At 64.4% G+C, this 20966-nt stretch carries 22 protein-coding genes; 9 read left to right on the top strand and 13 right to left on the bottom strand.

Translation table 11 applies throughout. The features are described 5' to 3' along the window. The first annotated feature begins 14 nt into the window (after nt 1-14). The 3 genes from EIO58_RS00270 to EIO58_RS00260 all read left to right on the top strand — a co-directional run bounded on the left by EIO58_RS00270 (nt 15) and on the right by EIO58_RS00260 (nt 3018). On the top strand, nt 15-1217 hold the full coding sequence (locus tag EIO58_RS00270; protein ID WP_127817694.1) for a hypothetical protein: 1203 nt from the start codon (nt 15-17) through the stop codon (nt 1215-1217). An 878-nt stretch (nt 1218-2095) separates the two neighbouring features. Then, on the top strand, nt 2096-2488 hold the full coding sequence (locus EIO58_RS00265) for a hypothetical protein (protein ID WP_127817693.1): 393 nt from the start codon (nt 2096-2098) through the stop codon (nt 2486-2488). Further along, nucleotides 2485-3018: a hypothetical protein gene (locus EIO58_RS00260; protein WP_127817692.1), complete on the top strand. Its 534-nt coding sequence runs from the start codon at nt 2485-2487 to the stop codon at nt 3016-3018. Before EIO58_RS00265 ends, EIO58_RS00260 begins: the two co-directional genes overlap by 4 nt. A 116-nt stretch (nt 3019-3134) precedes the next feature. Here the strand turns inward: EIO58_RS00260 and EIO58_RS00255 are convergent, their stop codons facing one another. From EIO58_RS00255 to EIO58_RS00230, 6 genes are all read right to left on the bottom strand, one after another. Then, nucleotides 3135-3317 carry a hypothetical protein gene (locus tag EIO58_RS00255; protein WP_127817691.1) on the bottom strand — a complete coding sequence of 61 codons (183 nt, stop codon included), beginning with the start codon at nt 3315-3317 and terminating at the stop codon, nt 3135-3137. Nucleotides 3318-4861: 1544 nt separating this feature from the next. After that, nucleotides 4862-5341 (bottom strand): hypothetical protein, encoded by a 480-nt coding sequence (locus EIO58_RS00250; protein ID WP_127817690.1) that lies wholly within the window; start codon nt 5339-5341, stop codon nt 4862-4864. Further along, a complete protein-coding gene (locus tag EIO58_RS00245) occupies nt 5338-7119 on the bottom strand; it encodes a hypothetical protein (protein ID WP_127817689.1) in 1782 nt (593 codons plus the stop codon). The genes EIO58_RS00250 and EIO58_RS00245 overlap by 4 nt, the downstream gene beginning before the upstream one ends. After that, complete coding sequence (locus tag EIO58_RS00240; RefSeq protein WP_127817688.1) at nt 7119-7397, bottom strand: hypothetical protein; 279 nt, start codon at nt 7395-7397, stop codon at nt 7119-7121. Before EIO58_RS00240 ends, EIO58_RS00245 begins: the two co-directional genes overlap by 1 nt. Before the next feature lie 278 nt (nt 7398-7675). Further along, the gene (locus EIO58_RS00235) at nt 7676-8641 is read right to left on the bottom strand and encodes an ATP-dependent DNA ligase (RefSeq protein ID WP_342447959.1); all 966 of its coding nucleotides are present in this window, start codon (nt 8639-8641) and stop codon (nt 7676-7678) included. Nucleotides 8642-8655: 14 nt separating this feature from the next. Continuing rightward, nucleotides 8656-8907, bottom strand: coding sequence for a DUF2188 domain-containing protein (locus EIO58_RS00230; RefSeq protein WP_127817687.1), 252 nt, complete (start codon nt 8905-8907; stop codon nt 8656-8658). Nucleotides 8908-9909: 1002 nt separating this feature from the next. On the opposite strand from EIO58_RS00230, the gene EIO58_RS00225 reads away from it, so the two are divergent. From EIO58_RS00225 to EIO58_RS00215, 3 genes are all read left to right on the top strand, one after another. Beyond that, entirely contained in the window at nt 9910-10653 is a 744-nt protein-coding gene (locus EIO58_RS00225) for a hypothetical protein (protein WP_127817686.1), read from the top strand. 236 nt (nt 10654-10889) lie between these two features. After that, nucleotides 10890-11336, top strand: coding sequence for a hypothetical protein (locus tag EIO58_RS00220; RefSeq protein WP_127817685.1), 447 nt, complete (start codon nt 10890-10892; stop codon nt 11334-11336). After that, nucleotides 11333-11734, top strand: a complete 402-nt coding sequence (locus EIO58_RS00215) for a hypothetical protein (protein WP_127817684.1) — start codon at nt 11333-11335, stop codon at nt 11732-11734. Before EIO58_RS00220 ends, EIO58_RS00215 begins: the two co-directional genes overlap by 4 nt. A gap of 315 nt (nt 11735-12049) precedes the next feature. Here EIO58_RS00215 and EIO58_RS00210 read toward each other — a convergent pair whose 3' ends face one another. The 4 genes from EIO58_RS00210 to EIO58_RS00195 all read right to left on the bottom strand — a co-directional run bounded on the left by EIO58_RS00210 (nt 12050) and on the right by EIO58_RS00195 (nt 15419). Beyond that, nucleotides 12050-13612 carry a hypothetical protein gene (locus EIO58_RS00210; RefSeq protein WP_127817683.1) on the bottom strand — a complete coding sequence of 521 codons (1563 nt, stop codon included), beginning with the start codon at nt 13610-13612 and terminating at the stop codon, nt 12050-12052. Nucleotides 13613-13702: 90 nt separating this feature from the next. Next, a complete protein-coding gene (locus EIO58_RS00205) occupies nt 13703-14107 on the bottom strand; it encodes a hypothetical protein (RefSeq protein WP_127817682.1) in 405 nt (134 codons plus the stop codon). Nucleotides 14108-14210: 103 nt separating this feature from the next. Further along, nucleotides 14211-14393, bottom strand: a complete 183-nt coding sequence (locus tag EIO58_RS00200) for a nucleotide-binding domain-containing protein (RefSeq protein ID WP_127817681.1) — start codon at nt 14391-14393, stop codon at nt 14211-14213. A gap of 78 nt (nt 14394-14471) precedes the next feature. Next, the gene (locus EIO58_RS00195) at nt 14472-15419 is read right to left on the bottom strand and encodes a restriction endonuclease (protein WP_164861432.1); all 948 of its coding nucleotides are present in this window, start codon (nt 15417-15419) and stop codon (nt 14472-14474) included. A gap of 268 nt (nt 15420-15687) precedes the next feature. On the opposite strand from EIO58_RS00195, the gene EIO58_RS00190 reads away from it, so the two are divergent. Next, a complete protein-coding gene (locus EIO58_RS00190) occupies nt 15688-16047 on the top strand; it encodes a hypothetical protein (protein ID WP_127817679.1) in 360 nt (119 codons plus the stop codon). A gap of 161 nt (nt 16048-16208) precedes the next feature. Further along, on the top strand, nt 16209-16733 hold the full coding sequence (locus EIO58_RS00185; RefSeq protein ID WP_127817678.1) for a GrpB family protein: 525 nt from the start codon (nt 16209-16211) through the stop codon (nt 16731-16733). 161 nt (nt 16734-16894) lie between these two features. Here the strand turns inward: EIO58_RS00185 and EIO58_RS00180 are convergent, their stop codons facing one another. The 3 genes from EIO58_RS00180 to EIO58_RS00170 form a co-directional block, all read right to left on the bottom strand. Further along, nucleotides 16895-17506, bottom strand: a complete 612-nt coding sequence (locus EIO58_RS00180; protein WP_127817677.1) for a GrpB family protein — start codon at nt 17504-17506, stop codon at nt 16895-16897. A 124-nt stretch (nt 17507-17630) separates the two neighbouring features. After that, complete coding sequence (locus EIO58_RS00175) at nt 17631-18221, bottom strand: hypothetical protein (protein WP_127817676.1); 591 nt, start codon at nt 18219-18221, stop codon at nt 17631-17633. 82 nt (nt 18222-18303) lie between these two features. Continuing rightward, nucleotides 18304-19296: an SRPBCC family protein gene (locus tag EIO58_RS00170; RefSeq protein ID WP_127817675.1), complete on the bottom strand. Its 993-nt coding sequence runs from the start codon at nt 19294-19296 to the stop codon at nt 18304-18306. 1083 nt (nt 19297-20379) lie between these two features. On the opposite strand from EIO58_RS00170, the gene EIO58_RS00165 reads away from it, so the two are divergent. Next, on the top strand, nt 20380-20958 hold the full coding sequence (locus EIO58_RS00165; protein ID WP_446723850.1) for an RNA polymerase sigma factor: 579 nt from the start codon (nt 20380-20382) through the stop codon (nt 20956-20958). Nucleotides 20959-20966: the final 8 nt, after the last annotated feature.

Below are 20966 nucleotides of genomic sequence, written 5' to 3'. Positions count from 1 at the left end.
GTAGGGTCCCGGGCATGGGGATGCTCAAGCGCATGGCACACCGGTCAGAAGGGCGTGTGATGGGACAGCTAATCGCGGAGATCGGGCTGTACGCGCCGCACATCGGGGTGGACGAGTTGCGACTCCCGTGCCACATCGTCCACGAGTGGCACTACGGGCCCGGAGTGACAATCCCGGGGCGCGGCAGCGCCGGCATCTATCGGTGTCAAGGGCATTTCTGGGGTGTGTCGCTCACGCAGGACCAACTGGAGCGGTTCAAGATCGGCGGTAGCGAGACGGACCGCTTCATCTCCGCGCTCAACTTGACGCCTGAGCGTCAGGACCTGGGGTTGATGTCGAACGGCGGCACGATGTCGCTCGTTGCCGCGTTGACACACGCCCCTCAAGCGCTCACAGTCGGGCCACTGACGACGGAGACCGCCGACGCAGAAGAGACGTCCGCGGAAGGCGCTCCACGCGGCGAAATCATCGAGGCGGCTGAACAGGCGGAGCGATCGCCGGACTCTGACTCGCCGGAGTGGCGAGGAGGGCTGACCCTCGCCGAATTGGGTCGTCCGCGCGCGGGGATGCAAGATCCCGAGGCCTGGGAACTATATCTCGAGGAAGAGGATTGGTATCGCAGGGGATTCGCGACAACGCCGGAAGGAGAGTTGTGTGCGGCGTTCGGGGTCACTGCGGGCGTCGGCGTGCGTCGACTGGGTAAGAACATCATCGACAGCGACCGAGTGCTCCTGAACGCGACACCCGAGTTCGGCATCCATCTCAATTGGCGAGGAGAAGACGACCACGCAGTATTCGTTCGCGCAGCGGTCGACCCTCCCGAGTGGGTCATCGACTTGAGACATACCACGACTATCGACACGGAGTCGGAATACGAGGTCTGGCCCGTGCACCGTTCAGTTGCGGTCTGCCCACTGGGCGTCAGCAGTTCGAAAGTGGCGTTTCGAATCGTCGAAGAACTCCTGCGACTCCGCGACAACGATGATGAAACAAGGAACGCGATCCTTGTCGCGCTGGCAACCTGGGGCGCCGTGATTGAAGATGCTGCGACTGCTGTGGAGGCTCTCCTTGAGTTACAGAGCACCCGGGCGCTCCCCGCGAACGTCTGGGAGATCGTATCGAGGGTTCAGTTCAGCCCCAGAACCACGCGCGAGCACCGCGACAGGCTCAAGCAGGCTCACTTGTATGTCTCGCAGAGCGACGCGCAGACGTCATAGCATCGTGGCCCTGACAGTGATGGTTCCATCGCTCATGTCGCCCGTTGTGGCGAACGGTGCACAGACGCAGAAACCACGAAAGGCTCAGCCGGGACGCGTACGCCTTGTCATCCGGCACAGTGTCGCCGGAAGCATGTAGAACTGTGAGACATAGGGCGGTCGGTCCAAGACCCGCCCCTAGCGAGCGGACGGGCGTGGGCAGGCGAGTTTCAGGCAACCGGATCTGCAAGGTGTGCGGTCTTCTTGTCGTGATCGGCGAAGCGACGGGGCGCGTACCGAGGCACGGTGCGTCAAAGAGCCAGTGCCCAACGATCGGAAAACCCGCCGGCGCGGTGACGGAGCCCGTAAGCAGGGCGGCCGCGCGGAAGAAGGCAGAGAGCAATCGGCGGTTGGCGGCTGAGGATCGCGCGCAGCGGATGGCTGACCTGGAGGAGCGCCGCGCCGCCACGGCCCGAGATCGGGCTGACTCTGCACTCGCGCGAGCCCGCGCGCACGACGAGTTTGGAAGTCTCTCGAGCGTTCGATCGAGTAGTGGCGGTCTGCCCGGCCTGGGTAAGCGGCGTTGATCCAGTCGGACTGCGAGCGACTTGACCGTGACCTGAACTGCCGATTGAAGTCACCCGGATTGCCGCACTCGGGGTCCCCGCAGCAGGGCTGCCGAAGCGCATCGACGCCGCGAGTAAACGGTGAGTTTCACCAGGACAACAGGCCCTGCCGGTGCATGGAAGGTGGGACCCACATCGACGGTCCTTGGCCGGATGACCGAGACGACAGCAGTGATGATGACAGCCTCTCATTGACGGGCCGAGGAGATCCACGAAGATGGTGGCCACGATGCGGACTACGACTTCCGTTGAGGCGACCGCTACCCTGACGGCGTGAGACAAATGGCAGACGAGCAGGTCTACGTCTTCGGGCTACCCTGGTGGCCATTCGACGGAGCCGTGACGGCTGCGCTAATCGCGCTCATCGGCACGTTGCTGGCGATGTGGTTCAACGGTTGGCGATTTCGGGCAGCGGAGAAGAACCAAGGCAGTCGCCACAGCGAAAGCCTGCGCGAAACCGAACGTGTCAGCGAGCGCGAACGGCTGTCAGAGCGCTTGATCCTGGCCATGAATCACGCCTACAGCGGGGAGGAGGCGCGCATACAGCAGGCGTTGATCATGCTCCAGGCGATTCGCTCTTCTCGCTGGCTCGATGTTTCGGATCGTAGAATGATCGTCGACGCAATTGACTACTGCATTGCAGCGCTGGGAGGTGGTGCCTCATGAAACGATCAGATCTCGTCAATAGTCTGATGCTCTTGAAGGCGGACTACCAGTCGGACCTCGGCGAGACCGTCGAGGCCGACGAGACCCGTGTAGCCGCTTCTGCCCTCGGCACCGAGTCTGACGCTCGGCCGGGCCGCGTGGAATCCCCGGTTGATGTTGTCGGGGGGGACGTTCGCGAGCCTGGGCTGCAGGACCGCGGAAAGAAGTGGCGACTGAAGAGCCGGCAGAGAGTGAAGCGTGAAGTCGATTTAGCCCGCGCAAGCGAGCAGGAGCAAGCGACTATTCGCGAAGCGCAGGAGCGGGTCGCCCATGAGTTCGCACTGGTGGAGGCCCAGTTCCAGCGTCAGCAATTGGAGGCTCGAATCTCGGAACTCCGTGACTTCGAGCGCGACTACCGAAGAGCGCTTCGGGAACATTTGATGGGATTGCTCGAGGCCGCCCCCGACGAGTGGATGCGCGAGCGAATCACTGCCGCTCTTGCCAGGCTGGACGATCCGAACGCACCCGTTTTCGCTTGGCTGCCCGCCTAGGGTGAAGCGAGAGTAGCGGGACTCAGGCGTATCGGCTTCGCGGGTGTTGTTGGGTTTACTTAGTCACGGGTGCCCGCGCGATACTCCGGCGTTTCACGACCTGTGGGTAGCGGATCTCAGCGAGGCGGCTTCCGGGCTTCTTTCTTCTCGATACTGTTCCACGGACCCTCGGTCACGTTGGAATCCACGTAGTTCGCGCCGCCGTCGTACTTGTCCCACCTGTCAGTGCGCTCGTTGTAAACCTTGTAGCGGTCAGTCACTTGACCCTTCCGGTAGCCGTCGCCGGTCTTCTTCGCCATATTGGCCCCAGGAACACACGTCGATAAGTGGCATGCCAGACGCTCACGATCTGCTCAAGCTTGCGCCGCTCGACTTCTGGCCATCTTTGCCCCTCGCGTAGTGAGATGCCTGACGCCACATCTGTAGCGCCTCGTACGCTTGCTGCTCGGTAGCTCGTCCGGGAGCGGCGGCGGCGACCCTCGGGGGCCCGGGAATAGCCACACTTCCCAGTCACTTCGGAGCGAACCCGGCCTCGCCCCGGACGAGGGCGACCCACCTCGCCTCGTTCGCGGCGCTTCTCACGCGCGCTTCGAAGTTCGCGTTCTGTCGCACGCCGATTGACCTGGCGCAGATCGTCCTGGTACTCGGTGCCGAACCGCACTACAACGCCCGGCTGCCCGCTGTAGTGGTCAAGTACTACTCGATCGCCGTCATGATCCCGGGCGTCGGAGAGGGTTTCGGCCAGGGTGATGGGACCGGGCGTGAACTCATGATCTCCAACTGGGGCAGTCCAGGCGTTGGAGTGGCGGAAGTCGCCGACGGGGTGCTCGTTGATCTCTGGGGCCACCAGTCCTGACGCGATCGACCTCCAGCGCCAACAGTTCGCAATCGACAACATCGTCGTCGGGAACTAAATCTGTTCTATGCCCACCCGGCCGCTCCTAGCGCGGTGGTCGAGCGCGTCGTGTCTGGCGAGAACAACGGGACCTAGACCCGCGACGCAATCGACCGGAAGGCCATCCCTACTCGGGTATGGAGCCGAACGGGCACAATGGCGTGCGTCCACATGCCGAAGTTGGAAATTCACACCCTGCGTTGCACGTGATTCGTGAAAGGCGGCAGAAGCTCGGATGTCATCCCGGGTACCAGGTGATGCTATGTGCGAGTGGGCCAGTCCGCTGACAGGATGGATACGATTGCGGAGCGGTGGGGCTCGGAAACGTTCGCCAGTGCCTCGTTGTCAACGCTGCCCCACCCGAGTGATGCGGCCGCCACTTGCACGACGACCTCGGGCGTGTATTCGTCCAGCGACTCCCCAAGGGCATGTGCGTTGTTCCACGCCACTGCAGCCAGCTTCCCGATCATGGCGAAGCTCACTAGGAAGGCGTCGCTCCAGGAATTCGGATCTCGTGCCTGACGCCAGTCGCTCGGTGGTTCACGAAAGACGAAGTGGAGACGAATCTGCTCCTGACTCACAGTAGGGAGCTGTCCTCGGGATCGGAGAAGATCGCTCGTCGAAGCGCCCGCCGCTTCAAGCAAGCGATACGACGTCTCGTCGTCAAGGCACGCAGTAAGGATTGGATCTAGCGGCTCTCGTGTCGGATCGGCCCTTCCTGCGTAAGGTCCGCGCAAGATTCTTTACGCATATCGCCCCGCGTCGCTCCCGCCCGTGGAAGACTCGCCCGTGTTTCCGCGGACCTGACGGGTTCGTTTGCGCTGGGACCGGGGGAATCTATCCCTCGCGATGCAGCGGTGTACGCTCGCTGGGCGACCCTCCCGGACGAGACACACGCGCGGGAGGGTCGCTCGTGTCCGCTGTGAGCGCCGGCGCCGCGAGGCCGACCTACGATGCCGGCGAAGCGCCGCAGCGCGAGATGACGAGGATGTCGATGAAGGGCTCCTCGGACGGCGTACTGCCAGCGACGTCGATGAGAACGTCTGGGCTGTTGGTCGGGCGTAACCGCACCGCCGGGAAGCTGACATCGACGGCAGTGTCATCGACCAAGAAGTCATCGCCGAGCTTGTCGGGCAGTTCGTCGATGAACTTCTGGCTGTCGAAGTCACTTCCGGGTTGTGCAACCCAGTGCCCGGTGAAGTAGAGACCATCGCCCGAGAGCAACACGTCGCTTCCCAGTTCGCACGCGTCGGGATCCCGTGATCGATCATCGATCTCGGTCCCACCTGGCAATGTGTCAGCGATTCGCTTCATTGCGTCGACAGCCTCGTCGTGCACTTCGTCGTAGGTGGGGGCGGGCGTGCCCATGCACGCCGATAGCGTTACTACAAGGGCGATTGCGACGACGGCGGTCAGTGCCCGCTTCATCGCGTGTCTTCTTTGATGGCCACGTCCCGCAAGACGAGGCGCACGTCAGCCTGAACTACTTCGTTCACCTTAGGGTCGTCGCTGAGGATGTCGTTGTGCTGCACGAGAGCCTCGGAGCCCATCTCGACGAGGACCGGACCGGGGCCGAAGAGCGCGTGTGGCCACACGTCCGGCACGCCATAGCCGGACGGCCGCTCGTCGACGCCGTTCGCCTCGCTCGGGGTCACGGCGTAGCCCAGGCCGTTCAGCTCCATGCCGTCAAGATACCGGTTCACGTCGCCTGGCCCCTGCGCGGCGTAGTAGGCCGTGCCATCCTGACGTTCCCAGCCCGCTCGCATGCCGATGCCCGCGAGCATGTATCGCGCGTCGAAGTGGGCTCCCGTCGTCTCGGCGACGCCGCCGACCGCCGAGCCGAAGCTGTGCTCGACCGACACGACCGGCTTGTCCCCAGTGATGACGCCGAGTTCACGGCTAAACCCGGCATAGCGACGGCCGAGGACGTCGGCATACCAGTTGTGCTGCGGGCCCTCGGACCAGAGGTCCTCGATGTTGGGAAACGGACCCAGCATGACGACGAGACCCGCCACGTTCGTTCCGCCTAGGGGGGTTTCGACTTGCATACGCGTGAACGCGGTTATGCCTTTAGAGTCGTAAAACGACTCCATGGTCGTGTTCGTCCCCGGCAGGAACGACATGACAACGTTCGCCGTGTCTGGATTGCCGAACATCTCGATGATTCGACTACCCGCGGGGTCGTAGAGATACAGCTGCGCATCACCTGATGCGACTCGCTCGAGGAACCCCACCTCGGCCTCCAGAGCCTGGACCTTCTCGAGGTAGTTTGCCACTGCCGACTCGGCTGCATACGGCTGGTTCGTGTCGTAGTCGCCAACCCCGCGCTCCCTGAGAGCACGAAGAGATGAACGCAACGTCTTCAAACGCTCGGCCGCGACCAGCTTGTTGGCTGCGACACGAGCGAGAGCAGGAACACCGCCGAGCGCGCCGACCAGGCCGGGCAAGTTCGCGATGAGCGATTGCTGCTGACCGCCAGGAAGCTCTCCCCACCATGCCGCGACTTGCTCTGGTGTCGATTCGCGAAGGACCTGTTCCAACAGCTCCGGGTGCGCCGCAGCCAGTGCCTTCATGTCGGCAGCCGACAGGGTCGAAAGCGCGAGCAGCATCTCTGCGGCGGTCAGGCAGTCGCGGTCCTGGACGAAGTCGTAAAGCGCGCCCCGCACGGCTCGGGTCGTCAGTGCCGCGATGAACGCGTCATCCAGCGCCTCCCGTTCGCGAACGAGCGCGCCCCAATCCTCTCGGACCGCGTCCAGGTAGCCGCCCACGACATGGAGCTCGTCGCTGAGCTCGTCCGCGCGGTGGGCTTGCTCTTCATTCGTGACGTAGTGGCCATCGGCAGCAGCGCTTGCCCGCCGCCACGCGGCCTCGAGTTCGTCGTATTCATCCTGCAGCCGCGCCCGACGGCGCTCGAGGGCTTCCTGCTTGTCTTTGATGCGTGCGACACCGTCGGCGTACACAACGAGTGCCGCGCCAGTGGCCGCGAGAGACTCAGCGAGCGAGGTGAGGTCCGGGACGACAACGTCCACCGACGCCTGGAAGGCGACCTGCGCCTGACCGGTCCACGACGCGCCGGACGCTGCCGACGCAGCGGACACGACGCTCGTGGACATCGCAGTGACGGCGGCAGCCTTGAACTGCCGCTCCCAGCCCGCCGCGCGAAGCGTCCACGGGTCGCCGGCGCCGGGGTCCTTCAGGTCAGCCACTAGACGGCACCAACGATGCCGCGGTCGAGCGCATCCACGGCATGCGCGGCACCACCGGGCTTGCGCCCGGCAACACCAAGGGTCGTCGCCGCGGTCTCGGCGCGTGTCGCCTGTTCGAGGCTGACCTGCGCGAGAACAGCCGCCACCTCGGCCGAGCCGACCGCCGCTTCGCTTACAGGCCCCGGCTCGCCAGTCGCTGAAAGTGAGGTCGCCGCGTCGAGCACGGCACGTCCGGATTCCTGCAGAACATGCAGGTCAACAGACACATCGCGCACCACACAGGGATTCTCGCATGAGAACCCGAAGAGGCCGGAACGGGTTGGCGCCGGCGTCGTCGACGGCCCTCAGACCCGAGCGAGCGCGCCTCGGGATTACGCGGGCGCGTCGACGTTAGGGAGATAGACGAGCCTGCACCCGCGGCACCACAACCCGTGACCGGCGTCGTGGAGAACCGTCCCGCAGTTCGGGCAAGTGGGCTGCACGACATCCTCGACGGGGTCCATCCGTCGAGGCTACGCCGCCGAAGTCCGCACGGCAGGACTTTCCAGGCGAGTGCTCAGCGGGAGACCTGCGGGAGCCAGCTGACGGGCACGTCGAGATCCGGCCTCAGCCTGAGGTAGCGAACGCCATGCCGGAATGCGCCTCGCGTGAGGGCGACATCTGCGGAGACCTCAGCCATGGTCGGATGTACCAGCGTGAGCTGGACCGGGTCTCGGCCGGCGTTGAATCGGTCAACCGCGCCGGGCGAGACGACCTCGGGCCACGGGTGGGTGCCGCCCGGAGCGCGGAGCAACGATCCGAGTGCACGAGCCACGGCCGGTTTGAGCGGAGTGGACCGCCCCACGATTCTGAGTTCATCGTCATCCGGAAAGCCGACGACGACCGCCTCCGGCTGCCGCATCGGCCCGATGACGGCGCCGACGACGACGTCGAGGGTTCGGCGGTGCTTGACCTTGATCCAGATCCGCTCGCCGCGCACGTACGGCTGACTGGCTCCTTTGACGATGAGACCCTCGATACCCGCGGCGCTCATGTCCTCGAACCAGTCCGACGCGACCGCCTCGTCGTCGGTCATGGGAGACAGCTCGAGTGGCGGCTGCCAATTTCTGGCGAGCTCTTCGAGCAGCTGCCGGCGGCGGTCGAAGGGCTCCTGGCGGATGTCCCGGCCGTCGATAGTCAGAAGGTCGAACAGGACGAGGGACGCGGGCAGCTCCCGGACCAGGGCGGCGCGACGTTTCGCTCCGGCGCTCAGCCGCTGCTGCAATGCGTCGAAGTCCAATCGCCCGTTCACCCAGGCCACGATCTCACCGTCGAGCGCGGTGCCCGGAGGCAGCATCAGGATGCTGGCCGCGAGCTCTGGGAACGCGGCCGTCATGTCCGTGCCACGGCGCGACCAAATGTGGGCGGCGTCCGTGCGGGCGATTGCTGCTCGGTAGCCGTCCCACTTGGGTTCGTACCTTGACCCTCCAGGCAGCGCGTCCGCACCTGGGATTGTGTCGCGCGATCGTGCCAGCGCGAGCACTGGCGGGAGAGGGATCAGCGGCGATCCTTCGCCTTCGTCTCGTTCTTGATGCCCGAGTCGGAGTCGCGGAACTGTCCATCTCTGCCCTGGATGCGCACGTCGCCGCGGCCGCCTCCGGAGTTCTCGACGATCTCCCGCGCCCGGGCAATTGCCTCCGCTTGGGTGGAGAAGTGAGCAGATGCGCGCTGGTGGTCTTCTTTGACGACGTCCCAGCCGCCGCGTTCTCTGTTGGGGACTACGTACCGGTCCTCGTCATTGTTCGCCATGCGGCACAAGGTAGTTGCGCGGCAGTCCTGCGAGGAAGGGGGTGGTCGATGTTGGACTGTTGGTGCAGGATGAGCAGTTGTCGCGACGACCAGTGAGGCCTACGTCATCCAGCGCGTGAACGGCTTCGTACGTCATCATCGTGCGTGCCAGGATGCCGAGCGTGCCGCCCCGGCGCGCCTACTCTTGTGTTCCTACCGCAGCCGCCAAGGAGCGTTCGGCTTCGACGAGCACGGCAAACCCGACAGGCTCACTGTCGAGTCTCCATGACTGATTGGCCACCGGAAGCTCACCTGTCCGCTCACCGGTCGACTAGCGTGCGCGCTTCACCGTTCGGACACTGTGATCGGCAGTTCAAGTTCGTAGTATCCGGCACTGATTCGCAACACCGCATCGCCAGGCACCGCTGCCGCAGGGATCTCAACGTCGCCGCTGAATGCACCGTCCTCGATAGGGATGGTTCGAACTGGGACCGCTTCGTCCGACTGGGCCCATTCGATCGATGCGCTGGGCCAGGGGCTTTCTGTGGAGTGATTGGTGTCATTGCACGGCTGCCAGTACCGCCCATCGATGGTTATGGACTGAGCCGGTGCGCCGGTCGCCGGTGACGCGGTCGCCTCTGGAGCGACACACGCTCCCGAGGACTGTGAGGCACATCCCATCACGCAGAACATTGCCAGTCCGACCGCCGCAATGCTCACCACCCGCCGAGGCTCAATCGACAACACGCTCACTTCCTACCCCATCCGCATGCGACACTCTTGACTTCGAGATCAAGCCGTTACGCCGCCCCAGCACTTGTCTCGTGACGACTCGTATGAGGATCCCTATGCGGCGGCGCCCGAATCAGGGAGCCCGGCGGGCGGCCGATATGGACACTCGACCGGCCACTGCGCGCAAACGGCACCTCTTGGCGAGCGGTCCAACAGCGCTGCGTCCGACGATCGCGCACCCATCGGAAGCTGTCCCACGGCAATGTCGGAGGCTCCTGCGAGTGTAATCAGATGGGAGAACTTGCCTACATGGTGCGCGCCGATTGGGCGCAGCGGGGTACCGCAATGGTGCCGAATAGCGTCGTCATCCGGGACTGGGTTGGCGCGCCGCCCTACTTCCTCACGGTCACCGATACCGCCAAGTTCAGCCGACATGGGCGGGGTGGGGATGTGGAGGCCGCGGATTTGCTAGCCCCGGACGGCGTAAACCGTCGCGTCTTCAAGATCGCCGATCTCGCGCAGATCCTCGACCAAGACAAGACGCTGGAGCAAGCCATCATCGTGCTCCACCCCTTCAAGACGCAGGACCTCGAGATCCTGCGCGAAGTCATCCTCAGGGGCAAGCTCGGTCGCCTCTTCGTCATGATCTGGTCACGAACTGAGGTGATCAAGACTTGGTTGGACGCCCACGGAGCGCTTGATCTGCACACAGGACTCAACGCGACGCCGCCCGACGCGCTCATGATGGAAGCGGCGCGGATGATGATCAATGAGGAGTACAACGGACTCGAGTCAGGGCGAGGCAAGGATGCCGTCGTTCAGCTCGTCCGGGCTTTCCAGCGCCACGGGTACGCGCTGGATCTCGACACGTGGCTTCGGGCGTACTTTGCGGCGGGCGGAACGTTCCGCCACGCGGAGTCGATCACGAAGCTGATCACGGAGATGCAGAAGGGCGTCAAACTCCGCGTGAAGGATGCCTACGTAGACAACGTCTTCGAGTTGATCCGGAATCGCGCGGCGGCTCCCGCACACTAGTCCGCAGGCGGACCCCGGCGATGTGAACCCGCTGCCGAGTTGAAGCCGATACGTTCTCTATGTGGTCCAAGTGAATCCCGGAACGTCCGCCCACAGCGCCCTTGCGGCGCTGGACCAGACCGTGCGTACTGCGGAGTCGTCGGTCGAGCCGGCCCTAGTTGACCCACTCGCGAGCGGTGTGCGTAGGACGGATCTCGGCGTGCGGGGTCGTGGGTGAGCATGGGAGGCTCGTCATTGTGGCCATCGATGAAGCGCATCCTTCCGACTCGCGAGCGCAGCGAGAAGCAGAGGTGGCGATCATCGCCGCTCTCAGTGCGCGGCTAGGTCAGCCGCTCGCGAAGACGTCGGTTCCGACTGGCAACGGTGGCCGCGTCGAACTCGATGGCGCCACCGGCGATCTCAGCATTCTCGTCGAGGCCTATGCGCACCAAGGAACGCTTCGTGGCAGTCAGCCAAAGAAGCTCGCGACCGATGCGCTGAAGCTGACGTGGATCGGTCGTCAGGTCAAGGCGAAGAGAAAGATCCTCGCAGTGGCCGACCAAGAGGTCGAGTCCTACCTTCAGAGGCCGAAGGCATGGCTGACGCAGGCACTGATCGACCTGGGGGTCGAGGTTGTCCGCGTGAATCTCGATGACGCGACGGTCGATACTCTCCGTACGGCGCAAACTGTGCAGTTCCGATGACAGACCGAACACCTGACTTCCCGGGTCGAGGGTCAACTGATCCCGAGATCGTTGCCCGCGCTGAGGCGCTTCGCCGCTCTCCCTCAACGCGCAGCGACCTGTCGGACGAACTCGCGCGCGGGCTCGGCTTGGCGCGCGACGGTGACCCCGCCGCGGCGCACGTCCTCACCGCCGCGATCGACGCGGTATCGAACTTCAGGCATATCGTTCATGTTGACGGCGAATTCACCCTGAGTCTCTATGCGAGAGGGTTGCTCAACAGTGCATATCGGGCGCTCGAGTCGGAGTCCCTGGCGCCCGGCGTGGCTATGCGTATCCGCGATGCCCAACACCTCATCGAACGTGGTCGCGAAGAGGGCATCGCGGCGCTGGAAGCTGCGTTGTCGCTCGACCGATAGCGGCGGCGTCGACCCCTTGCCGACGGCGAGGCGATCCGCATGCGTGCGCTGTACGTAAGTGGATCCCCTTGCGTACGTCGACCCGGGGTGCCCCCAGCGCGCACCTAATCGAGCGGCCGAGCTCCCGGTAGCCGGGGACCGGAGCCCAAGCCGTGCCGCGCATGGGATCAGGCTCGGTCCGAACCCGCTACCGGTGCGCGGCGTCGTCGTGACGTAGAGCGACGTGGCCATCGGGCGAGCTCTCACGTCGGAGGCGAGGAGGTGAGGGGCCGGGTCTAGGCAGGTGCGATGACGCCCGAGTAGTCCATCGGGTCGCTATCGGCTCGCCTGTGCCATCCAGCGCGTGACGCTATCCGGAAGGTCGTCCCACCAGTTGAATCCGGGGTTGTGCTGAGACTGTCGCCTGCCCATATCAGCGACCACCTCTATGGCCTGCGCAACGTCCGCGTCGGTGGAGTCGGGGAAGAGTGCATGACGGACCGCCGCGTCCGTTGCCACAAGCTCGAATGCGGGGTACGAATGCCGCTGGTCGTATGCCGCACTGCTGGGGAAGAAGTGATGGCCTGCATTTCCCTCGACGAACGCGACCAAACACCACAGGATGTCGAACTGGCACAGTGCATCCAGGACCGGGTTGTCGTCGAGAACCGATGGCACCGCGATGGCGGGATAGGGAAAATCCGGGACAAGGTCGGGTGCAGTGGTCGCCAGGTTGAGCGCTCGGGAGATGAGCGCCGCCGTCTGACCCGACTGCGTCTCCTCGGCGTCGAGAACGTTGGCCCGGGCGGCGCTCGTCAAAGCGTGACGGATCCAAGAGGAGTATCCATACGAGTCGGACATGTCGTACGGGTGAAGGGTTAGGAGGCGCAGCTGCGGCCAACGACGCCGGCGCACCGCTTCGGCACCCAGCAGGTAGAGGCGGACGGCGACTTCTCGCCATGCGGTCGCGCTCGTGCGCTCGCGCGGTGACGTGTTGCTTGTCGCATCCTGGATCGCAGGGACCGAGTCGTAGTAGTCCGCGATGACCTCGATGACCCGCGCGAACTGAGCTTCATCACCGTAGAGCATCGTCGAGAGCGCGAGCACGAACGCTCGGTCCAGCGCATCGTCTGTCGAGCCATCATCGGACACCAGCGCAGACGCGACCTCTCGCAGGGCATCGTCCAGTCGCGAGGCGCTCCTGGACTCGGTGATGGCGTTCGCAGCGATGGTGAAGGTGCTGAGGTTCATCCCGAGGTCTATGGGCGTCGGAGCGGCAGTGCCGCCACTTTCGGACTGCTCGAGCAGCGCGACGACACGGCTGACGAGGGCGTCCACGTCCTTCCGCGCCTCTGCCTTCACCTGTTCCGTGTAGCGGGATAGGAGAACGCTCCAGTGCCTCGGGGCGAGTGCGACAGTGGCCGTTCCCTCCCTGACGAGGATCTGACCCACCCGAAACACGACCTCCTGCCCGCCGCTGTCCCTCGTGTATTCACCGGACCTCCGGATCACGAGGGGGAACAGGTCCGGTGGCGGCCCGGCGTAGATAATGGCCACTCGTCGTGATCCGTCATCCGCCGTCAAGACGTGAACTGCGCTGCGCAGATCCAGCCTTCCGTCAACGTATCCGGCGACCTTGGCGTGAAGGACAGCCTGGTCGAAGTGAGCCTCCACGATCTCCGGCTGATCTGTGGCCAGCGACCCGTCGTTGCGGACACCGACCACGATGTATCCGCCCGCAGGGAGAGACATCAGCGCTAGGAGGTCCTTGACATGCTCCACCTGGTGCTTGGGATTCGAGAAGTCGAGCGTCGCTTTGAAGTCCAGCGCTTCCTGCTCCGCACCGAGCGTCAACAGCTCGATGAGCTTCTCGCGGTCGACACGACCATCGGCGACCACGTCACCAGGCTGCGGCATACTCTTACGCTACCGTTCGACATTCTCGCGGCGACGAACGTGCCGCCGAAGGGTGGAGATTCACGCTCGGCGTCAGGCGCGCCGGACTTCCTCGGGCTTGAAGTACTCGACAAACAGCGCGCCCAGCTGGATCCAGTCCTCGGCCGACACGTCCGAGTCCGCATGCAAGTCGAGAGCCTCGTCGGCGCTCCAGCCCGGATATGCGACGTAGGGTGCGGCCCACTGACCGCTTTCCCACGCGGCGACAACTCCTTGCCGTCTCTCGGACTTGCCCATTCCGATCCAGAACAGATTGCCTAGATCGTGGCCACGGATGATGGGGAACTCGTCCGCTTGCGGCCATCGGCGCCAGGCGAAGTTGAAGGCGAACTCCAACGCCATCTTGCCGCCCGTCACCGCGTCGACGCCCTGGGCAAGCACCCCGAGCGCCATGCCGGTCACGACCTTCTTGACCTGCTGATCCTTCGTCGGCTTCACCTTTCGGCCCTTTCTGCATCGACGACTCATCCAATGCCCGACCATGTGGCCAGGCGGTAGCTCGCGCCATCGCACGTCCAGCCACGCGAGCGCATCCCTCGGGTCAGCGAGACATGATGATGACGTCCTGGGTGGCGGTGGCGACGGCGACGCCGTCCTTCACGATCCACGCTTGAACCCAGTGAGCGCCAGGGAAGTCACTGGTCTCACGGATGAGCTCGCCGCGCTTCGGGATCTCGCCGCGGAACGCTATTCCGAAACGTGGCACGGGATGTGACCGGGGCACGACCTGGCCTTAGTTGAATGCGGTGGCAAGAGCGAGGGAACGTCAGCAACGTCCTCTACGTCGACGAGCGTGTCAGGCCTACGCGGGCCAGGCCAGGCTCGGCGGGTACCCTCTCTCGTGGAAGTCATCTATCTCCTCGCGAAGCAACGCCCTCGCTTCGTTGAGGACCAGGCGCCGAAGCTCGGCAGGCTGCGAGGTCGCCGCGATCAGGTCGCGCTGCAGCGCAGCCAATCTGCCGGCAAGCTCTCCGAAGGTCCGCCGCAGGTCAGGCATCTCGACATACGTGTACTCCGGCGGCTGCCATCCCGGATTCTCCGCTATGTACTGCGCAATCGATACCTTCCACTCGACTTTCTTCACCGTCCAGTCCCGGTGGCGGGCGCGGTCTTTGATGGCATGCTGCACGTTCAGGAGCCCCTTCGACACAGCCTGGGTCTCGCGGATCGCTGCGACCACGGAATCCCGGGATTCCTCGAGCGGAAGCCGGTCGAGCAAGTCTGGCAGTTCGAGGTCGGCACGGTCCGGGGTGACATACGCGTTGTCCCAGTACTTGGTCCTGCCCCGCGCGGACATCGACCTCCACGCCCAAGTGATGAAGCGGGTCCGGTGGACTTCGGCGAGGAGGGCATCCTCATCGCGCTCTTCCAGCGTCCGCTCCCGGGCCGGCGGGAGCGGGGGCGGTGCGACGATGACGTTGCCCGCATGGTTGACCGACTGCACGTGGTTGTGTTCGTCGACCTCGAACAGCGCGACGCCGAGCTCGTCAGCGGCGGTGTGCGCCGCTCGGGTGTAGCCCGACCATGAGTAGAACAGCGCGTTTCGTACCAGGTGAGCAGCACCGCGGAACCGTTGGATGTCAGGGCTACCCACCGGGGAGGACAGGTACTTCACCTGTGCGACAGCGTCCGAGGCTGTGACATCAACTCCTCTGTCTGCACCAGCTCCCGTGCGACGCGCGTCGGTGAATCCGAGCCCGCGCATGTGAGCGGTCGCTAACTCCTCAGCCATCAGCCATGAGAACACCACGACGCAGACAGTAGTGGGCTTTGGTGACATCCCGTGGCAGCGATGTCACAGCGGTGCACACGTCACCGCGCATGAAGGTGACCATGACGACGAGTCAGGAAGATCGCGTACCGTTCGGCAGCGCGTTCACGGGAGGACGTCACGCCGCGGTCCGCTCGCGCCCACGGAAAGAAGCTATGACGCCTTGAAGGAGTCGCTCACTCGCCCGCAGCACGGTCCTCGTGCGGGCCGCCCGGCGACTAGAGCGTCGACCGGTACGGAGCATGTCGTGCCGTTCGATGATCCGATTGAGGCGGTCAATGCTCTGGGCGTCAACGGCGTGCAGGGCAGCGGCCACGGGGATGTGCTCGTGGCTGTTGTCTCAGGGCTGGGCTCGCCGGCGGACGTCAGCTCGTACGCCGTGGCTGGCGTCGCATGCGAAACTCCTCCAGGACAACTCTTCGCCACTGTCGCGGAGGCAACCATCGCCATCGCTTCGGTCCTAGGCTTGCTGATCGATCGGATCATCCGGCGAGGAACATTTTCGACGGTCACCATCTTCGCGTTCATTGCGCTGCTCGTCGTTCCCTGGCAACTCAACGCGATCAGCTTCGCCGGCGGCTCGCTTCTAGTAAGCCTCAGCCTCTGATGGGCTAGTGCCCCGTGGTCGCTCTCCCTGATCCCGACGACCCTCGCGCTAGGTGGAGCGGCTGGCTCTCCTTGTGCTCGCGCTAGGTCGCGTCAAGACGAAGGCGTAGCGCGAGCAGGGCGGAGTGCGAACGCACTCCTGCGGGCGGTACGGTCGTAGTGATGGTCGACCTTCAGCCACACACGCCTAGATGGGCAGAGGAGTTCCGACTCGAGGCCAGCCGGGTGCTTGCGGCGACAGCGGGGCACCTTGATGCGGTGGAGCACATCGGAAGCACGTCGGTCCCCGGGCTGGTTGCGAAGCCCATCATCGATCTCGCAGGGCGAGCTGCCTCCGCGGTTGATCCGTTCTCGCTGGATGCTTTGTTGGACAGGATCGGGTACGCGCCGCACACGATGGGGCCGAAGAATCATGCTGTCTACGTCCGTCATCAGGACGGACGGCGCTCGCACATCCTCCATGTGTTCACCGCCGAAGACTGGGAGACCTGCAATCAGCGGCTGTTCCGTGACAAGCTTCGTCATGATCCGGAGGCGCGACGCCGTTATGCCGCCCTCAAGATCTCGCTCGCGTCAGCACTTGACGGCCGCGCTTACACCCTCGCGAAACGAGCACTGATCCAAGAATTGCTGAACGAGGAACGCGCGGCACGCGGGCTCCTCCCGACTACAGCGTGGGACAAGTAGCATCTGCCCGGTGCTGCCAGATACCCCATAGCATGCGACGCGAGGCCATTGCATACGCCGGCACTTAGCGAGAAATCCGGTACTGCGCTTCCTCAGCATTAGTTGTGCTTTCGCTTGTCGAGGTTGAAGCCCGACTCCGCCTGGGATTTCTTGCCGGGTCGCTAGCCGCGCGGGTTCTTCGGCGATGGCCAGCCCATCTCGGTTTGAGCGAGATCCATGAACTCCGTCTTGGCGCGGGTGTAGTCGTCGTAGTCCTTCGCGTCCGCATATTCGGCCGCAAGGGCGCGTTTGAGCGCTTCGTACCGGCGGACGTTTTCGCTGCTGTCGCGGAGCCAGTTCCGAAAGGCCAGTACGAAATCGGCGAACGGCGAATCGGCGAGCCGCACGTGAAGGATCATCTCGAGATCGTTTGCGTTTTGCGGACGGTGGAATAGCAGCTTGATGTGCTTTGCCGGGTCGGCGACGGAATCGGACGGACGCGGAATGTCGGACCGAACTCCGGGAGAGTCGGGTCGTGATCCTCGGGCCAGTTCGAAGCCGAGCGGAGCCAGCGCATCGATGAGGCCGCTTTCGCTGGGAAGCTGCGGCGCCAGCAGTTGAAGATCGACGATCGGCTTGGCCGCAAGACCGGGAACGGCCGTCGAACCGATGTGGTCGAGTTCACAGGAGGCGCCGTCGGGAAGGTGGCGTACAGCCGTGGCAATGCGATGGATCCAATGGTCCGCGACCACAGGCCACGCGGGGACGTAGTCGACGACGACGGGGGCACCCATACAGTGAGCATAACTTTCGGCCCGAAGGCGGGTCCTTACGCGGGCGCCGAGCGTTAGCGGAACCGCGACGCGCAATTCCGATCGCAATGCACTGTGTACCTAGACCACGCTTTCGGCTGGGGTCTCACCCCATGCCGGGTGCTCCATACTTGGCTCCATCTGGCAGTTCCGGGCAAGAAGCGTCAGCGGTCTGGGCTGCGATCTCCGCACGCACAGCGACGCCCTCCGGAACAATCCTGAGGGTGTACACGATTCCTTCCTGAGCGCCCGGCTCTGGGATGTACCCGAGGGTCATCCCGTCACTGTTCATGCCGTCGGGCCGGTGCTCTCCCCATACGGACACGAGACCACCGGCGGGGTGTTCGTCGAGCCAATCGGCGGTATCGCTGAGTGTGGCGTCGGGGACCAGCCAGAACGCCTCAAGCTCGGATACCGGCCCGCACGGCCAGCCCGTGTAGGACAGGAACGAGGCGACAGTCGAAGTGGCGGCAGTCGTACCGGGCGGGAGGGAGATGTCGTCGAGCCATGCCTGCGCCCGCGCCTGTGCCTGCTCGTCGTCGCTTCCAGACGCGATGACACCAGAGGGAGATGGTGTCGGCTCGGGCGTTGTTGCGGCTGCCGGGGCGGGCGCACCCGCAGGTGTCTGACCGGTCGCGCATCCGGTTAGGGCGAGGGCGGCCAGAAGCGATGCGGCGAAGGCGAGGCGGTGGCGCATCCGACCACTCTAGGAGGCGCGTCTCGAAAATGGTGCGCGCTGGCCGGTGGCTGCGCGGGCACGAAGTCGCATGAGGATTGGTTCACTCCGTCCCGATCGGTAGTGACGATTGGATTTGGGTGAGTTCGTCGATCAGCGCCGCCTGAAGGCTTTGCTCGCGCTCCGCGTGGCGTTGAGGGGACGGGCTTGGCAACATGCCGGATTGACAGACCGTCAGGTGAGTGCCGGCCGACACCGTGACGAGCTCATACGTAAGTGTGTAGTCGTTTCGAGGGTGGTCACCGGGCTGCGGAACTGCTTGCACGGACCAGCGTCGTGGCGGGTCGGCGACGAGGGTTGTGAAGACGAAAGAACATTCTCGGCTGGCGTAATGACCGTCAAGGTGGATCTGCTGCGCGTACCCGTCTGGTCGAAATGTCGTCCGCACCTGGATGACATCCGCCCCTTCCATCCGAGCAGCGAACTTCTCCGGGTTTGTGACGGCCTCCCACACCGCCTCCTGGGGCCGTGGAATCAGCGTGCTCGCCTCCACACGGAGCGGGCGTTCGGGTACAACCTCGTTTGCACCGGAATCTCTTGCAGTGATCAGTGTGGCCCATGCCGAGTTCCGCAACCGGCGCCGTCGCGGTCGCGCCGAGGCCAGCATTCGCGCACCGCTGCATCGCTGATGCTCGAGAACCCCCATGAGCAGGTCGGCGGTGAAGACAGACCTCGACCCCCGCGCATCGGCATACTGGAGGGCAGCAAGGACGGCATCCGCGAAATCTGACGCCACCGTTGGAGGGGCGATTTCGAGAGCTCGCGGATGGAGAACGATGGGATGACTCTGTGGCGATACCGGGCGTGAGGCGTCCGGGTTCCGGTGGTGCGCCCGCGTCAATTCCGGTGCGAGCGCCTCGAAGGCGGTACCTGAGTCAAGCTCGGCGAGCGCTGACGCCAGGTCGCGGGAGTCGACGACGAACCGTGAGTGTTCAAGCGCAATGCTTGCGGCCCCGCTGATTGTGGCGAGGGCGAGTTGTGTGAACTGATCCCCCGGCCACGACGGTGCGGTCGCGTCCGTATCCACGTTGCCCACACCGTCCGACGCTACCGGGATGACCTTCGTCCTGAGGGCGAGTCGCGCCGACGCGCACAATCATTCTGTTGCCGGACGCGCGTCGTTCAAAAAGTCCCGGTCACTCGTGCCGATTGTGGGGAGCCCTTGAACCGAGACCACCTCGGTCGCTAGCCGGTCGACTGGCGTGCGTACTTTACGGTTCGGACACTGTGATCGGCAGTTCGAGTTCGTAGTATCCGGCGCTGATTCGCAACACCGCATCGCCAGGCACCGCTGCCGCAGGGATCTCAACCTCGCCGCTGAATGCACCGTCCTCGATAGGGATGGTTCCAACTGGGACCGCTTCGTCCGACTGGGCCCATTCGATCGATGCGCTGGGCCAGGGGCTTTCTGTGGAGTGGTTGGTGTCATTGCACGGCTGCCAGTACTGCCCATCGATGGTTATGGACTGAGCAGGTGCGCCGGTCGCCGGTGACGCGGTCGCCTCTGGAGCGACACACGCTCCCGAGGACTGTGAGGCACATCCCGTCACGCAGAACATTGCCAGTCCGACCGCCGCAATGCTCACCACTCGCCGAGGCTCAATCGACAACACGCTCACTTCTTATCGCATCGGCATGCGACACTCTCGACTTCGAGATCAAGCCGTTACGCCGCCCCAGGACCTTCTCGTGACGACTCGTATGAGGGTCCCATTGCGGGCGCTCGCGGCGTTCGGAGGCCGCGAACCGTCGCGAACCAGGTGCTGGCGCTTCCCAGCTAGTCAGGAATGCGATTGAGCGCTCACGTGTCTGAACTTGAATGGTCTGAGTCTTTGAACAATCGCCCGGGTGAACCTCATCGATCGTGGTTGGCGACCACAGCAGTCGTCGAGCATGACGCCTTAGCCGTCGTGTCGTTCTCCGGAGCGCGTGACGCTCTTAGGCGGCTCATCGCGGAGGAGCCGCTGTCGCGCAGCCGGCCATGCTGCCGATGACTGCGGTCGCCGCTGCTACCGACAGAAGGGGGTTGAAAGGAGGCACCATTTCCGACTCGGGTGCGCAGAAGGACCGTCTCGTGCGTCGTCTGTAACGGTTGCCGAAGTGGCGGACAATGCAGAGTGTGAGCGGTGGTAAGGACGCGGAGGAGGCGTGGTGGCAGCGCGGACTCGCCGGCGATGCGAGAGCATTCGGGTTTCTGTTCGATCTGCACCGCGACCGTGTGTTCCGCCACGCGTTCCGCATCCTGCAGAACCAGGCCGACGCCGAGGACGCCGCCGCGGTGTCCTTCCTCGAGCTGTGGCGCCGACGATGGCACGTACGAGTCGTTGACGGGTCAGTCCTACCGTGGCTGCTGGTTACCACGACGAATTCATGCCGGAACCTGGACCGCTCTCGACGCCGGTACCGGCGCCTACTTGAGTCGCTCCCGCACGGCGAATCTCACCCCTCGGCGGAGGACATTCTTCTCGATCTGACGCCCAACGCTGATGTCATGGTTGCGCTGCGCGAACTCACCCCTCGCGACGCGCACCTGTTCTCGTTGGTCGCGATGGAGGACTACTCGGTCAGCGACGCAGCCCGCGCCTTAGGAATCTCTCCCGGAGCCGCACGCACCCGCCTGCACCGAATCAGGGCCACCCTTCAACGCAAACTCGGGCACGACACGCTCGTCAGCTACCTCACCACGGAGGCGACATGAGCACTCCA

It is taken from the genome of Microbacterium sp. CPCC 204701 (assembly GCF_004010105.1).
Classification (GTDB): domain Bacteria; phylum Actinomycetota; class Actinomycetes; order Actinomycetales; family Microbacteriaceae; genus Microbacterium.
Note: the sequence above shows the minus strand (reverse complement) of the source record. Positions and strands in the feature narration are given on the sequence as shown.

What these genes read in the sequence shown, in the direction of transcription:
- EIO58_RS00270 (WP_127817694.1), top strand. Translation starts at nt 15, where the DNA reads ATGGGGATGCTCAAGCGCATGGCACACCGGTCAGAAGGGCGTGTGATG.
- EIO58_RS00260 (WP_127817692.1), top strand. Translation starts at nt 2,485, where the DNA reads ATGAAACGATCAGATCTCGTCAATAGTCTGATGCTCTTGAAGGCGGAC.
- EIO58_RS00255 (WP_127817691.1), bottom strand. Translation starts at nt 3,317, where the DNA reads ATGGCGAAGAAGACCGGCGACGGCTACCGGAAGGGTCAAGTGACTGAC.
- EIO58_RS00250 (WP_127817690.1), bottom strand. Translation starts at nt 5,341, where the DNA reads ATGAAGCGGGCACTGACCGCCGTCGTCGCAATCGCCCTTGTAGTAACG.
- EIO58_RS00230 (WP_127817687.1), bottom strand. Translation starts at nt 8,907, where the DNA reads ATGGCGAACAATGACGAGGACCGGTACGTAGTCCCCAACAGAGAACGC.
- EIO58_RS00225 (WP_127817686.1), top strand. Translation starts at nt 9,910, where the DNA reads ATGGGAGAACTTGCCTACATGGTGCGCGCCGATTGGGCGCAGCGGGGT.
- EIO58_RS00215 (WP_127817684.1), top strand. Translation starts at nt 11,333, where the DNA reads ATGACAGACCGAACACCTGACTTCCCGGGTCGAGGGTCAACTGATCCC.
- EIO58_RS00185 (WP_127817678.1), top strand. Translation starts at nt 16,209, where the DNA reads ATGGTCGACCTTCAGCCACACACGCCTAGATGGGCAGAGGAGTTCCGA.
- EIO58_RS00180 (WP_127817677.1), bottom strand. Translation starts at nt 17,506, where the DNA reads ATGGGTGCCCCCGTCGTCGTCGACTACGTCCCCGCGTGGCCTGTGGTC.
- EIO58_RS00175 (WP_127817676.1), bottom strand. Translation starts at nt 18,221, where the DNA reads ATGCGCCACCGCCTCGCCTTCGCCGCATCGCTTCTGGCCGCCCTCGCC.